Annotated in this window: 12 protein-coding genes; 5 read left to right on the forward strand and 7 right to left on the reverse strand. The window is 59.9% G+C overall.

Features of this window, described 5'->3' with window-relative positions; all coding sequences use genetic code 11:
• Positions 1 to 4: 4 nt before the first annotated feature.
• Entirely contained in the window at positions 5 to 697 is a 693-nt protein-coding gene (locus tag AACY36_RS04205; protein ID WP_339415450.1) for a fimbria/pilus chaperone family protein, read from the reverse strand.
• A 139-nt stretch (positions 698 to 836) separates the two neighbouring features.
• Positions 837 to 1,487: a DUF1120 domain-containing protein gene (locus tag AACY36_RS04210; RefSeq protein ID WP_339415153.1), complete on the reverse strand. Its 651-nt coding sequence runs from the start codon at positions 1,485 to 1,487 to the stop codon at positions 837 to 839.
• Between the two features lie 474 nt (positions 1,488 to 1,961).
• Here AACY36_RS04210 and ppx point away from each other — a divergent pair, with 474 nt between their 5' ends.
• Complete coding sequence (ppx, locus tag AACY36_RS04215; protein ID WP_339415152.1) at positions 1,962 to 3,464, forward strand: exopolyphosphatase; 1,503 nt, start codon at positions 1,962 to 1,964, stop codon at positions 3,462 to 3,464.
• Between the two features lie 137 nt (positions 3,465 to 3,601).
• On the opposite strand, the gene ppk1 is transcribed toward ppx, so the two are convergent.
• Positions 3,602 to 5,824, reverse strand: a complete 2,223-nt coding sequence (gene ppk1, locus AACY36_RS04220; RefSeq protein ID WP_339427619.1) for a polyphosphate kinase 1 — start codon at positions 5,822 to 5,824, stop codon at positions 3,602 to 3,604.
• An 18-nt stretch (positions 5,825 to 5,842) separates the two neighbouring features.
• On the reverse strand, positions 5,843 to 6,856 hold the full coding sequence (gene hemB, locus AACY36_RS04225) for a porphobilinogen synthase (RefSeq protein WP_339427618.1): 1,014 nt from the start codon (positions 6,854 to 6,856) through the stop codon (positions 5,843 to 5,845).
• Positions 6,857 to 7,063: 207 nt separating this feature from the next.
• On the opposite strand from hemB, the gene AACY36_RS04230 reads away from it, so the two are divergent.
• A complete protein-coding gene (locus AACY36_RS04230) occupies positions 7,064 to 7,699 on the forward strand; it encodes a DedA family protein (RefSeq protein ID WP_339415149.1) in 636 nt (211 codons plus the stop codon).
• Here the strand turns inward: AACY36_RS04230 and AACY36_RS04235 are convergent.
• Positions 7,680 to 8,915 carry a sterol desaturase family protein gene (locus tag AACY36_RS04235; protein WP_339496770.1) on the reverse strand — a complete coding sequence of 412 codons (1,236 nt, stop codon included), beginning with the start codon at positions 8,913 to 8,915 and terminating at the stop codon, positions 7,680 to 7,682. The two genes, AACY36_RS04230 and AACY36_RS04235, sit on opposite strands and share 20 nt — an antisense overlap.
• A gap of 115 nt (positions 8,916 to 9,030) precedes the next feature.
• Between AACY36_RS04235 and elbB the strand changes: the two genes are divergently transcribed.
• Positions 9,031 to 9,696, forward strand: a complete 666-nt coding sequence (gene elbB / locus AACY36_RS04240) for an isoprenoid biosynthesis glyoxalase ElbB (protein WP_339415147.1) — start codon at positions 9,031 to 9,033, stop codon at positions 9,694 to 9,696.
• A gap of 54 nt (positions 9,697 to 9,750) precedes the next feature.
• Here the strand turns inward: elbB and AACY36_RS04245 are convergent, their stop codons facing one another.
• Together AACY36_RS04245 and AACY36_RS04250 are read right to left on the reverse strand one after the other, a co-directional pair.
• Positions 9,751 to 10,206: a YaiI/YqxD family protein gene (locus tag AACY36_RS04245; RefSeq protein ID WP_339415146.1), complete on the reverse strand. Its 456-nt coding sequence runs from the start codon at positions 10,204 to 10,206 to the stop codon at positions 9,751 to 9,753.
• A gap of 1 nt (position 10,207) precedes the next feature.
• Positions 10,208 to 12,103 (reverse strand): FTR1 family protein, encoded by a 1,896-nt coding sequence (locus AACY36_RS04250; protein ID WP_339496771.1) that lies wholly within the window; start codon positions 12,101 to 12,103, stop codon positions 10,208 to 10,210.
• A 269-nt stretch (positions 12,104 to 12,372) separates the two neighbouring features.
• Here AACY36_RS04250 and AACY36_RS04255 point away from each other — a divergent pair, with 269 nt between their 5' ends.
• Complete coding sequence (locus AACY36_RS04255) at positions 12,373 to 13,767, forward strand: COG3014 family protein (RefSeq protein WP_339415144.1); 1,395 nt, start codon at positions 12,373 to 12,375, stop codon at positions 13,765 to 13,767.
• 10 nt (positions 13,768 to 13,777) lie between these two features.
• The gene (locus AACY36_RS04260) at positions 13,778 to 14,149 is read left to right on the forward strand and encodes a YcfL family protein (RefSeq protein WP_339415143.1); all 372 of its coding nucleotides are present in this window, start codon (positions 13,778 to 13,780) and stop codon (positions 14,147 to 14,149) included.
• Positions 14,150 to 14,174 lie beyond the last annotated feature (25 nt).

Here is a 14,174-nt window from a genome sequence, read left to right on the forward strand (position 1 = left end):
CTCGTCAGTCCACATCTGCCGTAACGGGTGCGCGGTAGCTGTCCACCGTAAACCCGTAGACCGTGGCCGGTTGAATCTCCACCGCGACCACTCCCGCCACTGAGTTGTCTGTCGCTAGCGTGAGCACTTCACCCGGCAGAATGTAGGTACGCGGTAACTTTCCCAGACGCGCCAGCGGATGCAGTTGGACTTCCAGTGCCATCCGCACAACGTAAGCGCTGTTGTTATAAGCCTTTATCTGGTCACCTTCGCGCTTCCAGGTGAGCAACTGCCATGGCGCATCGTGCTTGGGCAAGCCTTTGGGATGCAGGATCAACGGCAGGTTCTGGCGCAGGGTGATACCAATGGTCGCACCGCCGGGCGCGCGAGCCTGGGGGATACCTTCAAAGGAGACTCGCTTCAGGCGTTGGGTCTTGAGCGGTGCCTTCGTGGTCATGATGAAGCGTACAAGTTGAGTGTCGCCCGCCTCGACCCGAGTAATGGGCGGCGTAACAATCAATAAGGATTCCAAATCTTCAGGTATGTTTTGTATGACCGAATGCAGCAACGCCGCACCAGGGTCAGTGTTTGTTATATTAAGTGTCGCCTCACCGTCCTCTTCATTCAAAATCACAACTGTTGTCTCGGGTTGCATCCCGTCAGCTACGGCCATACCACACAAGCAAAGGCACACGCTTATATACCGTAGAAACGCCATCACTATTATTGAAAGAGCCTTCACTGAGTTCCCTCACCGCCATAAAGCCAATAATTAACGAACACCCACGCAAAAACAGCCGACACTTAACAGAGACGCATCACTGCCTGTGCGTTAATGTCGGCCGCTAATAACGTATTTAGATGTAACTCAATTCCAGAGTGGCGCGGCCGTCCAGCGTCGTATCACGGGTCAGGTCCAGATCTTGCGTGCGGTTGATAACGGCTTTCACAGCCAGAGTGCCCGTAAGTTGGGTGATGGATGCGGGTTGCAGGCTGGAGCCGTTGCCCCACGAATATTGACTCGGCCTTTGCGCGACTTTGCCGTCACTGCGCTGCCAGGAACCTGTGGTGCCAACACGCACGAGAGGGTTCAGGGGCCCGGTGGACGAGCTCAGATTCGTCAGCCTCACGGAGTAGCCACCCGTACGCTTGCCGTTGGCAAGGCCAAGCCCGAAGTTCTGCGCCTCGGTGAACCCGGAACCGAGAATCCCGGTCACCTTGCTGCCCGATTGCAGGTCAGTCAGCGTCAGGCCGAATTGGGCTGGCGCCTTGCCGCAACTGACGGACAACCTGACAGGTTTTTCTGTTAGCGGATTGAAGTTAGTGGCGGACAGACTGCCGGAGGGAATTATTCCGTAATCCACGATGCCTCCACCGGCGAGGCTGAGGTTGCAAGCCAACGGCTTGATCGTCCCTCGTACAATCAGTTCAGCAGCCGTTGTTGCATGAGCGCCGATACTCGCGACCAGACACAGAGTACCTACTGTCAAACCAAGCATTTTTTTCATGTTTAACCTGTCATCTATAGTGGGCAGGTGCGTTTACGATGGCCGGGTATCCTTTACCCATCTTTTCTTCATCCTGAACATAGGACCATACATAAATAACACCACGGCAAAATTGCCGAGTGACAGTCTGTCGCTTTGCCACCCGAATAAAGAATGAGAGAACACGCCACTCTTCGTGGGAGGCGTAAATAGAGAAAGTGGGCCAGAATTCATCGTCGAGTAGGCTTAAGTACAAAACCAATTAGTGATTACCCGACTTAGTGTAGGCAAAATCGTAAACAGCCTGAAAACAACAAGCGCTTAATTACGCCTACAAAGATGAAACATCATTCGCTACGGGCTTAGAAAACCGTCCTACATTCCCCACAAGAATTCCTTACACACAGCCGAAGAAAAATTACCGAAGCAGTACGCGTTGGCACCAAAGGTCGATCGTGGCACGATGGCTGGGTTATCGACCGAGACCCCCTAACCATGCCGCAATCCAAAGCCAAGAATCTGTCCCTGATCGCCGCCATCGACCTGGGCTCCAACAGCTTTCACATGGTCGTGGCCAAGGCCCAGAACGGCGAAATCCGCATCCTTGAGCGGCTCGGCGAAAAAGTGCAACTGGCTGCCGGAATCGACGATGAGCGCCAACTCAACGAAGAATCCATGCAGCGCGGGCTCGATTGCCTCAAGCGATTTGCCCAGTTGATCAACGGCATGCCCCTGGGCGCCGTGCGAATCGTCGGCACCAACGCCCTGCGCGAAGCCCGCAACCGTGGCGAATTCATCCGCCGCGCCGAGGAGATCCTTGGGCATCCCGTTGAAGTCATCTCTGGCCGTGAAGAAGCGCGCCTGATCTACCTCGGCGTGTCCCACACCCTGGCTGATACGCCCGGCAAACGCCTGGTCGCCGACATCGGCGGGGGCAGTACCGAATTCATCATTGGCCAGCGCTTCGAACCGCTACTGCGCGAAAGCCTGCAGATGGGCTGCGTCAGCTTTACCCAACGCTATTTCAAGGATGGCAAGATCACCCCGGCGCGCTACGCCCAGGCCTACACGGCGGCGCGACTGGAGATCATGAGCATCGAGCACGCCCTGCACCGCCTGACGTGGGATGAAGCCATCGGCTCGTCCGGCACTATCCGCGCCATCGGCCTGGCCCTGAAAGCCGGCGGCCATGGCACCGGTGAAGTGAATGCCGAAGGCCTGGCGTGGCTAAAACGCAAACTGTTCAAGCTGGGGGACGCCGAGAAAATCGACTTCGACGGCATCAAGCCGGATCGTCGTACCATCTTCCCGGCCGGCCTGGCGATTCTTGAAGCGATCTTCGACGCCCTCGAGTTGCAACGCATGGACCACTGCGACGGCGCCCTGCGCGAAGGTGTGCTCTACGACCTGCTGGGCCGCCACCACCACGAGGACGTGCGGGAGCGCACGCTCAGTTCGTTGATGGAGCGTTACCACGTCGACTTGGAACAAGCAGCCCGGGTGGAGCGTAAAGCCCTGCACGCCTTCGACCAGGTCGCCGAGGATTGGGACCTGGAAGACGGCGTATGGCGCGAGTTGTTGGGCTGGGCGGCCAAGGTGCATGAGGTGGGCCTGGATATCGCCCACTACCATTACCACAAGCACGGTGCCTATCTGATTGAGCACTCGGACCTTGCCGGCTTCTCCCGGGAAGACCAGCAAATGCTGGCGCTGTTGGTGCGTGGCCACCGCCGTAACATCCCTAAAGACAAATTCGCAGAGTTCGGCGACGAAGGCATCAAGCTGATTCGCCTGTGCGTGCTGCTGCGCTTTGCAATCCTGTTCCACCATATCCGTGGCACCCAGGAAATGCCCCAGGTGACCCTGCGCGCCGACGGCGACAGCCTGGACGTAGTGTTCCCGAAAGGTTGGCTGGATGAGAATCAGCTGACCCAGGCGGATTTCGCCCAGGAAGCGGAGTGGCTGACGCGGGTGGGGTTCAGCCTGAACATGCGCTGAGCCGGTCCAAAGAACACTGCAAAAACAAATGTGGGAGCAGACTTGCTCGCGAATGCGGAGTGTCAGTCACTAGATGTACTGACTGATCTACCGCATTCGCGAACAAGCCCGCTCCCACATTAGGTTTGTGTCGGCTGTTAGTTAACCGTCAGGATCGGGCTACCCAAGCGCTCCAGCAACGTCGCCTGCGCACTGCGCGGGTTCTGGTTGCCGGTCGGCGTGTTGCGAATATAGCGGCCGTCCGACTGCAGGCTCCAGCTGTGGGTGTTGTCGGTGAGGTAGCTTTCCAGCTCCTTCTTGACCCGCATGATCAACTTCTTGCCTTCCACCGGGAAGCATGTTTCCACACGCTTATCAAGGTTGCGCTCCATCCAGTCGGCACTGGAGAGGAACATCTGCTCTTCGCCACCGTTGAGGAAGTAGAAAACCCGCGTGTGCTCCAGGAAGCGGCCGATGATCGAGCGCACATGGATGTTGTGCGAAACCCCGACAATGCCCGGACGCAGGCAGCACATGCCGCGCACCACCAGATCGATGCGCACGCCGGACTGGCTGGCCTTGTACAGCGCGCGAATGATCTTCGGATCGGTCAACGAGTTGAACTTGGCAATGATGTGCGCCGGTTTGCCGTCGAGGGCGAACTGGGTTTCGCGGGCAATCATGTCGAGCATGCCCTTCTTCAGGGTGAACGGCGCGTGCAGCAGCTTCTTCATGCGCAAGGTCTTGCCCATGCCGATCAACTGGCTGAACAACTTGCCGACGTCTTCACACAAGGCATCGTCGGACGTCAGCAGGCTGTAGTCGGTGTAGAGCTTGGCGTTACCGGCGTGGTAGTTACCAGTGCCCAAGTGCGCGTAGCGCACGATCTCACCGGCTTCGCGGCGCAGGATCAGCATCATCTTGGCGTGGGTCTTGAAGCCGACCACACCGTAGATCACCACCGCGCCGGCCGCTTGCAGGCGGCTGGCCAACTGCAGGTTGGACTCTTCGTCGAACCGCGCACGCAACTCGATCACCGCCGTGACTTCCTTGCCGTTACGCGCGGCGTCGACCAGGGCGTCGACGATTTCCGAGTTGGCGCCGGAACGGTACAGGGTCTGGCGCACGGCCAACACGTGTGGGTCCTTGGCGGCTTGTCGCAGCAAGTCGACCACTGGCGTGAAGGACTCGAACGGATGCAGCAGCAGGATGTCCTGCTTGCTCACCACACTGAAGATATTCTCGCTGTTTTGCAGCAATTTCGGGATCTGCGGGGTGAACGGGGTGTATTGCAGTTCCGGATGGCTGTCCAGGCCGGTAATGCTGAACAGGCGCGTCAAGTTCACCGGGCCGTTGACCTGGTACAACTCGGATTCGGCCAGGTTGAACTGTTTCAGCAGGTAGTCCGACAGGTGTTTAGGGCAGGTGTCGGCCACTTCCAGGCGCACCGCATCGCCGTAGCGCCGCGAGAACAGCTCGCCGCGCAGAGCACGGGCCAAGTCTTCGACGTCTTCGGAGTCCAGCGCCAGGTCGGCGTTACGGGTCAGGCGGAATTGGTAGCAGCCCTTCACCTTCATGCCCTGGAACAGGTCATCGGCGTGCGCATGGATCATCGACGACAGGAATACATAGTTATCGCCAGCGCCCCCCACCTCTTCCGGTACCTTAATGATCCGTGGCAACAGACGCGGTGCCGGGATGATCGCAAGGCCTGAGTCACGGCCGAAGGCGTCGATACCTTCCAGCTCGACAATAAAATTGAGGCTCTTGTTCACCAGCAACGGGAACGGGTGCGTCGGGTCGAGGCCAATTGGGGTGATGATCGGCGAAATCTCGTCACGGAAGTAACGGCGCACCCAGGTCTTGATCTTGGTGGTCCAGTGACGACGACGGATGAAGCGGACCTGATGTTTTTCCAGTTCCGGCAACAGGATGTCGTTGAGGATCGCGTATTGGCGGTCCACATGGCCGTGTACCAGTTCGCTGATGCGCGCCAGCGCCTGATGCGGCTGCAGGCCGTCGGCGCCGGCTTGTTCGCGGGCAAAGGTGATTTGTTTCTTGAGGCCGGCGACGCGGATCTCGAAGAACTCGTCCAGGTTGCTGGAGAAGATCAGCAGGAACTTCAGCCGCTCCAGCAGCGGATAGGACTCATCCAGCGCCTGTTCCAGTACGCGGATGTTGAATTGCAGTTGTGACAGCTCGCGGTGGATGTACAGGCTGCTGTCATCCAGGTTGGTCACAGCGACCACTGGGGCCGGCGCAGGTGGCTCGGCCACCACGACAGGCACGGCGGGCTGGTGCTCCGGCGGCGTTGCGGTGACTTGTTCAACCGCCGGGTGAGTGTCTTTTACGGCAACTTCTGTGAGTCCTTCGGTATTCATCGAGTGTTCCTGTGAGGGCTATTGTTGCTCTCTAAGCAATTGGGCGGCGCGGGCGGCGAAGTAGGTCAGAATGCCATCAGCCCCGGCGCGTTTAAAGGCTGTGAGGGATTCAAGGATCACCCCTTCACTCAGCCATCCATTCTGTATTGCTGCCATGTGCATGGCGTATTCGCCACTGACCTGATACACAAAGGTCGGCACCTTGAATTCTTCTTTGACCCGATAAAGGATGTCCAAGTAGGGCATCCCCGGCTTGACCATCACCATGTCAGCGCCTTCGGCCAAGTCGGCCGCCACTTCGTGCAGGGCTTCATGGCTGTTGGCCGGGTCCATCTGGTACGAAGCCTTGTTGGCCTTGCCCAGGTTAAGCGCCGAGCCCACCGCATCGCGGAACGGGCCGTAATAGGCGCTGGCGTACTTGGCCGAATAGGCCATGATCCGCACGTTGACGTGACCGGCCAGCTCCAGGGATTCACGGATCGCCTGGATCCGGCCGTCCATCATGTCCGACGGTGCAACCACCTGGGCACCGGCTGCTGCATGGGACAGGGCTTGCTTGACCAGGGCATCCACGGTGATGTCGTTTTCAACATAGCCGTCCCGGTCAAGAATGCCATCCTGACCGTGGGTGGTGAACGGGTCCAACGCCACGTCAGTGATCACCCCCAGCTCCGGGAAACGCTCGCGCAGGGCGCGCGTGGCGCGCTGGGCGATTCCTTGCGGGTTCCAGGCTTCGGCAGCGTCCAGCGACTTGAGTTCAGACGGCGTGACCGGGAACAGCGCCAGCGCTGGAATCCCCAACTCGACCCAGCCCGCGGCTTCTTCAAGCAGCAGATCAATGCTCAGGCGTTCGACACCGGGCATCGAAGCCACCGCTTCCCGACGATTTTCACCGTCCAGCACAAACACCGGCAGGATCAGATCGTCGGTCGTCAGTACGTTTTCACGCACCAGACGACGAGAAAAATCATCACGACGATTGCGACGCAGACGGGTGGCTGGAAACAGGCGATTGGCAGGGTTAAAGCTCACGACAGACTCCTGAGCCCGGGTTCACGGGCGAGCGTTGCAGTTATAAGCGGCCATTATGACGAAGGCATGACAGTTGTGCTTAAGGATGCGACCTGTAGTCGCATTCGCCATTTACATAGGAAATGTTCACTTCGCGACACATCTCGATACTTTCATGAATCTTCGTGAAGGCGTAGGCTGCGCGTTCATTTCGCCAGCACCCAGACCATGCTTCAACAATTTCTGCATGACTTCGGCTACTTTGCCCTCTTCCTAGGCACCTTCTTTGAAGGCGAGACCATTCTTGTTCTCGCAGGCTTCCTGGCGTTCCGTGGGTACATGGATATCAACCTGGTGGTGGTGGTTGCCTTTTTCGGTAGCTACGCCGGCGATCAGCTTTGGTATTACATGGGCCGCAAGCACGGCCGCAAGCTGTTGGCGCGCAAGCCGCGCTGGCAACTGATGGGCGACAAAGCCCTGGAGCATATCCGCAAGCACCCGGATATCTGGGTATTGAGCTTTCGCTTCGTCTACGGGCTACGCACGGTCATGCCAGTGGCGATCGGTCTTTCCGGCTACCCGCCGCTGCGTTACCTGATCCTTAACGGTATTGGTGCCGCGATCTGGGCGGCCGCGTTGGGCGCAGCGGCCTATCACTTCGGCGCGGTGCTGGAAGGCATGCTCGGTAGCGTGAAGAAATATGAGTTATGGGTATTGGGCGCGTTGCTGCTGCTAGGCGTTGGCCTCTGGCTGCGCCGCCGCTTCAAGAACGCCCGTATCGCTCGTCAGGCCTGTGCCGATGAAAAGGCCCGGCTTGCCGCCGAGCAAGCACGGGTTGAAGCGCCTAAGACACCCGTCGAGTAAACCGGCTTCTGCAGCAGTAGAGGCCAATCACGCTGAGCAGGCTGTAACTGAGCAGGCCCAGCCAGCCCAGGTTGCTGGCCGGCCACAGACCGACCAACGGTGCCAGCCATACCAGCGGCACATTCAGCACCAGCCGTGAAAGCTCGGCGTTGAACGCCCACGGGCGGTTCTCCAAAGCCACACCCAATGTAAACAGCCCCAACGCCATGGCACTCCAGCCCAGGATCAGCGCCGCCGTGGGCAAGCCTTCGCCGACATTCATCAAATAGCTACCAAAGCCGACATACGCCGCGAACTGCAGGGCGATGTAGACCTGTTGGCGCACATCCAGCGCTACCTCGAATTTGCGGAACTGGCTCAAATCATGTTTCGCCAGCGGGTACTTGGCCTTCACGTCCGCCGGGCGCCAGCCGGTGCGCATGAACCAGATGCGCAGCTTGTCCCACCGGTTTTCTGTGCGCCGCGCATCACTCCACAGCTGTGCATAAAACTGCAGGTTGGCCCACAGCGGGTTCCAGCTGGCCAACGGCGTGGTCACGCCGAAAATGACCGGCTCGTTGTCGTCTTCTTCCTGGAAAGAGCCGAACAGGCGGTCCCAAATAATGAACACCCCGCCGTAGTTGCGATCCATGTAGAGAGCGTTCTGTGCATGGTGGGCCCGATGATTGGATGGCGTGACGAAAAACCATTCGAACCAGCCGAGTTTGGGCACATGCCGGGTGTGCACCCAGAATTGATACAGCAAGTTGACGGACGCCACGCTGATAAACACCACCAACGGCACACCGAGTGCGGCCAGCGGCAGGTAGAAGATCCAGCTCAGCAGGAAACCGGTGCTGGTCTGGCGCAGGGCAGTGCTGAGGTTGTAGTCCTCGCTCTGGTGATGCACCGAGTGCGCGGCCCACAAGATGTTGCGTTCGTGCCCCATGCGATGCAGCCAGTAGTAGCAGAAGTCGTAGAACACAAAGGCGAACACCCAGGTCCAGACGCTTTGGGCCGACAACTCGACCACCGCGAGGTGCTTGAGGGCGAACGCATAGGTCAACAGCCCCACGCCCTTGCTCAGCAGCCCCGTGGTGGTAGACAGCACACCGGTGCTAAGGCTGTTGATGGCGTCCGCCACCCGGTAGTTACGCTGGCCACGCCAATGATCGGCGAGCAGCTCCACCACAATCAGGGCGATGAAAAACGGTACCGCGTAAGGCACGAAGTCCATGGTCTGGTCCGGTTTATTTTTGTTACATCAGATTAGGTGCAGCGGCGCGAGACCCCATTGGCAACAGATGACAAATTAGTAGACATTTAACGCCAAGAACCCAGGAGAAATGCCCATGAGCAAAAAGATAGCAGTGATCCTTTCCGGCTGTGGCGTGTACGACGGCGCAGAGATCCAAGAAAGCGTGATCACGCTGCTGCGCCTGGACCAGCGCGGCGCTCTGGTCCAATGCTTCGCCCCAGACATCGCGCAACTGCACGTGATCAACCACCTCACCGGCGAAGCGATGCCCGAGTCACGCAATGTGCTGGTGGAGTCGGCGCGGATCGCCCGGGGTGACGTGAAAGACATCCGCGAAGCCAATGCCGAAGACTTCGATGCGCTGATCGTGCCCGGCGGGTTTGGTGCGGCGAAGAACCTGTCGAACTTTGCCGTGGAAGGCGCCGGCTGCAGCGTCAACCCGCAGGTTCTGGAGCTGGCCGAGGCTTTTGCCGAAGCGGGCAAGCCCGTCGGGTTGATCTGCATTTCACCGGCCCTGGCGGCGAAAATCTACGGTCCTGGCGTGACCTGCACCATTGGCAACTGTGCCGACACCGCCGCCGCACTGGACAAGATGGGCGCCACCCACCAGGAGTGCGCGGTGGAAGATATCGTCGAAGACCAGGCGCGCAAACTGGTGAGTACCCCGGCCTATATGCTCGGCAAGAACATCAGCGAGGTCGCTTCGGGGATCAACAAGCTGGTGGATCGGTTGCTGGAGCTCACACACGAAAACGACTGATCAGCTTGCCAAACACTGGGTGTAGTGAGCGGGCTTGCCCGCTCCCTACACAGATCAGGCTTGGCGCATCAACCGGGTGAGGATTCGGTCAAGGGCATTGGCAAACGCCTGCTTGTCCTTCTCGCCATGGGGCGGTGGACCGCCGCCCATCTGGCCCTGCTCGCGCAGATCGGTGAACAGGTTGCGCACTGCCAGGCGCTCACTCATGTTGGCCGGGCTGAACTCCTTGCCCCGTGGATCGAGGGCCGTGACACCCTTTTTCACCAAACGGTCAGCCAGCGGCACATCGCTGCAGATCACCAGTTCACCACGCTCTGCGTGCTCTACCAGGTAGTCATCCGCCGCATCCGGGCCACTGGGCACCACAATCAGCTTCACGCAGGCAAAGCTCGGCTTGATCTGGCTCTGACCGGCCACCAGCACCACTTCGAACTGGCGCTTGAGGGCGAACTTCACCACTTGGTCCTTGGCCGCCCGAGGACAGGCGTCGGCATCAATCCACACGCGCATCTTATGCCGCCACCCGGCGCTTCTCCGCCATCCGACTGCGGCCATACAGCACCACAATCGCCAGGATCGCTACTGCCTGCGCACTCAGCGAGTAGGCATCGGCGTGAATCCCCAGCCAATCAAAGTCAAAGAATGCCACCGGCCGCGTGCCGAAGATCCCGGCTTCCTGCAACGCCTTCACGCCGTGCCCCGCAAACACCACCGACAGTGCACACAGCAGCGCGGCGTTGATTCCGAAGAACAACGCCAACGGCAGCTTCGCCGAACCCCGCAGGATTACCCACGCCAGGCCCACCAACAGCACCAACGCCGTGGCGCCACCCGCCAGCACAGCGTTGTGCCCGGCCGGACCGGCTTGCAGCCACAGGGTTTCGTAGAACAGGATCACCTCGAACAGCTCGCGGTACACCGAGAAGAACGCCAGCATCGCAAAGCCAAAACGCCCGCCACCGCCCACCAGGCTGCTCTTGATGTAATCCTGCCAGGCCGCAGCGTGGCGACGGTCATGCATCCACACGCCGAGCCACAGCACCATCACGCTGGCGAACAGCGCCGTGCAGCCCTCAAGCAGCTCGCGCTGGGCGCCGCTCACGTCAATCACATACGCGGCCAACGCCCAGGTCGCCAAACCCGCCAACAGCGCCAGGCCCCAGCCGACGTTGACGCTGCGCACCGCCGACTGCTGGCCAGTGTTGCGCAAGAACGCGAGGATCGCGGCCAGCACCAGGATCGCTTCCAGGCCTTCACGCAGCAGGATCAACAAACCGGAGATGTAGCTCAACGACCAGCTCAGGCCGTCGCTGCCCAGCAAGCCGGCGGACTCGGCGAGTTTGCCTTTGGCCACGTCCAGACGCTGTTGAACCTGCTCGACCGGCAAACCGTCCTGCAACGACTGCCGGTAGGCCATCAGCGCCTTCTCGGTGTCTTTGCGCACGTTGGCGTCGACGTTGTCCAGGGAGCTTTCCACCAGCTCGAAGCCTTCCAGGTACGCGGCCACCGACAGGTCGTAGGCCTGTTCGTGATCACCGCTGCGGAACGCGGCCAGGCTCTTGTCCAGGGTCGTAGCGGTGTATTCGAGCAGCTGCGCAGGGCCACGCTTGACCTGCGGCGGTTGCGCACGCTGGGCGCGGAACGTCGCGGCGGCAGCCGGGCCGTTAGCGGCCAGCACTTCATTGGGCGTCTGGCGAGCCAGGTCGGCGAGGTTAAACGGTTGCTCACTTTTGGCGGCGGCCGGGTCGGCGGTGAAGCCGGCGATGTAAGTGGCCAGGTCCCAGCGTTGGCGATCGTCCAGTTGGTCGGCAAAGGACGGCATATCGGTACCTTCGACACCCAGGCCCAGCGTGTTGTAGATCGCGTAGAGACTCAGGCGATCCAGACGCACAGCGTCCCGCAGATTAGCGGGCGGCGGCGTCATACCCACACTGGCCGGCCCATCACCGGAGCCCGCTGTGCCGTGGCACACCGAGCAATGTTGGGCGTAGAGCGGCGCGCCACGGGTTGGATCAGGCGTGATCGCCGGGGCCTGACTGACTTCATAGGCCACGGCCAGTTGAGCCCCCAATTGCCGGGCTTGGCGTGCGACTGTCGCGCCGTCCTGATGAGCGGTTATAGCCGCTAACAGTTCATCAACACCGTTGACCAACGCCGCGCGTTCCTGGCGCTGTGGCAACTCTGCCACCAGCCCCTGCAACACCCCGAGAAACTCCAGCTGTTCGCGGTATTCGGACTCATCGATAACCTTGCCCGCCTCCACCGTCGGAGGATAGTCAGCACCAATGTAGTCCAGCAAATGCAGAGCTTGTGGGGCGCCCTCGGCAGTCGCGGCCAACAGGTTGAAGCTGCACGACATCAACGCCGGCAATATCAGCCAGGCGAGAAAACGGAAGGGGGCAGTCATGAACGAATCTCAAATGGAAATACGAAGTAACACATTGTTAAGGCTTTACGGGTTTGACTCAAGCCGTAAGTGATTTGTCGTTTGTGGGGGCGGAGCGTTTTAAATGCGGGAGGGTGGCACTCCAGTCGATTTCATCTGAGCAAATAGCCATTGTTTTGCCAGTAATGGTGCCTATAATGCCGCGCCCTGTTAGTGCGAAAGGGAATTTCGTTCCTCGTTTTTATGAGGAATTACCACATCGGTTGATACTTTTCAGGGAAGAAGTTTGCATGGCATTTCGCGCCTTACCTTCGCTCGCGCTTGCGGCGGTTACCTTGCTGTCCGGCTGTTCGATGTTCCGCAATTACGACACCGAACTGCAAGCCACCAACCAGCAATTGGCCACCGGCAATGTCGACGCCGCGCTGACGCTGCTGGAAAAGAACAACACCGGCGACGACAAGGACCTGCTCTATTTCTTCGAGAAGGGCGAGTTGCTGCGGGCTAAAGGCGACATGACTGGCAGCCAGACAGCCTGGCGCAGTGCCGACCTGCAAGTCGCCAAGTGGGAGGACTCGGTCAAGTTCGACAGCGCCAGGTACCTCGCCCAGTTCGGCAGTTTCGTTGCCAACGACAAAGTGCGGCGCTACGAAGGCTATGACTACGAAAAGGTCATGCTGACCACGCAGATGGCCCTGAACCTCCTGGCCCTGAACGACTTCGACGGCGCGCGCACTCAAATCAAGAAGACCCATGAACGCGAAGCGGTGATTGCCGACCTGAGGGACAAGGAATACCTCAAGCGCGAGAACGAAGCCGAGCGTGAAGGCGTGACCACCCGGATGAAAGACCTGCGCGGCTACCCGGTGGAAGCACTGGATGCGCCGGAAGTGGTCGGCCTGAAAAACAGCTACCAGAGTGCGTTCAGCCATTACCTGGCCGGTTTCGTCTACGAAGCCTTGGGCGAAAAAGACCTGGCGGCCCCCGGCTACCGCAAGGCCGCCGAGTTGCGCCCCAATACCCCGTTGCTGGAACAGGCCCTGCTGAACCTGGATAAATCCAAGGTCGGCGCCAATGAAACCGACGTGCTGATCGTGGTGCAGAGCGGCCTGGCACCGGCCCGCGATTCGATTCGCCTGCCGCTGCCGATTCCCATCAATGGCAACCTGGTGATCACACCGCTGTCATTCCCGGTGATCAAGGCGGATACGTCCACCGCGACCTTCGCCCAGATCGGCGTCGACGGCCAGCAGCAGAACCTCACTGCACTCAACAGCACCACGGCCATGTCCCGCCGCGCACTGCGCGATGACATGCCAGGGATCATCCTGCGCACCACCGTGCGCGCGGTCACCCGTGGCGTGGCGCAGAACAACCTGAACAAGACCAACCCTATGGCGGGCCTGGTGCTGGGTATCGCCTCGGCCGTCACCGAAGGCGCCGACACCCGCACCTGGCGCACACTGCCGGACCTGACCCAGGTGACCCGCCTGCGCCTCAAGCACGGCGAACACCAGATCAGCCTGCCCAATGCCCTGGGCGGCACGCTGGTGACGGTAAAGGCTGATCAGCGCTATCAGGTGATCACCCTGCGCGTGGTTGGTAACCAAGTGTTCGCGGGCGGCCTGGCCGCCCATGTGGTGCCGAACACGGCCACTCAAGCCATCGCCCTCAAACAACCTTAAGGAGCACGCTATGCGTCATTTCATCCCTGGCGCCCTGGCGCTGGTCCTGCTTGCAGGCTGTGCCACCCCACCGCCGCCGGAGCCCGGCAGCGCCGCGAGCAAAATCGTAGTAATGGGCAAATTCAAGGGCGTCGCGGTCGGTGCCATTCGTGTTGCCCGCGAGAACGGCTTTCTCACCGCCAAGGTGCAGTTGAGCAACATCACCAGCAGCAATCAGATGATGTATTACCGCTTTGCCTGGCTGGGCGCCGATGGCTTCCCGGTGGGCGATGAAGAAACCTGGAAGGTGCTGAACCTGTACGCCAACCAGGCGACCTTCCTGCCAGCGATTGCCAACTTGCCCCAGGCGGCAGACTTCCGTCTTGAAGTGAAAACGCCTTGAGCCGTTCACCCTTTTTGCTACTGAG

Origin of the sequence: Pseudomonas sp. EA_15y_Pfl1_P101, assembly GCF_963970835.1 — a bacterium.
Lineage (GTDB): Bacteria > Pseudomonadota > Gammaproteobacteria > Pseudomonadales > Pseudomonadaceae > Aquipseudomonas > Aquipseudomonas tritici.

Coding starts and splice junctions, on each gene's coding strand:
- ppk1 (WP_339427619.1), bottom strand. CDS start 5,824: ATGAATACCGAAGGACTCACAGAAGTTGCCGTAAAAGACACTCACCCG.
- AACY36_RS04230 (WP_339415149.1), top strand. CDS start 7,064: ATGCTTCAACAATTTCTGCATGACTTCGGCTACTTTGCCCTCTTCCTA.
- AACY36_RS04250 (WP_339496771.1), bottom strand. CDS start 12,103: ATGACTGCCCCCTTCCGTTTTCTCGCCTGGCTGATATTGCCGGCGTTG.
- AACY36_RS04260 (WP_339415143.1), top strand. CDS start 13,778: ATGCGTCATTTCATCCCTGGCGCCCTGGCGCTGGTCCTGCTTGCAGGC.
- AACY36_RS04255 (WP_339415144.1), top strand. CDS start 12,373: ATGGCATTTCGCGCCTTACCTTCGCTCGCGCTTGCGGCGGTTACCTTG.
- elbB (WP_339415147.1), top strand. CDS start 9,031: ATGAGCAAAAAGATAGCAGTGATCCTTTCCGGCTGTGGCGTGTACGAC.
- AACY36_RS04245 (WP_339415146.1), bottom strand. CDS start 10,206: ATGCGCGTGTGGATTGATGCCGACGCCTGTCCTCGGGCGGCCAAGGAC.
- AACY36_RS04205 (WP_339415450.1), bottom strand. CDS start 697: ATGGCGTTTCTACGGTATATAAGCGTGTGCCTTTGCTTGTGTGGTATG.
- AACY36_RS04235 (WP_339496770.1), bottom strand. CDS start 8,915: ATGGACTTCGTGCCTTACGCGGTACCGTTTTTCATCGCCCTGATTGTG.
- ppx (WP_339415152.1), top strand. CDS start 1,962: ATGCCGCAATCCAAAGCCAAGAATCTGTCCCTGATCGCCGCCATCGAC.
- AACY36_RS04210 (WP_339415153.1), bottom strand. CDS start 1,487: ATGAAAAAAATGCTTGGTTTGACAGTAGGTACTCTGTGTCTGGTCGCG.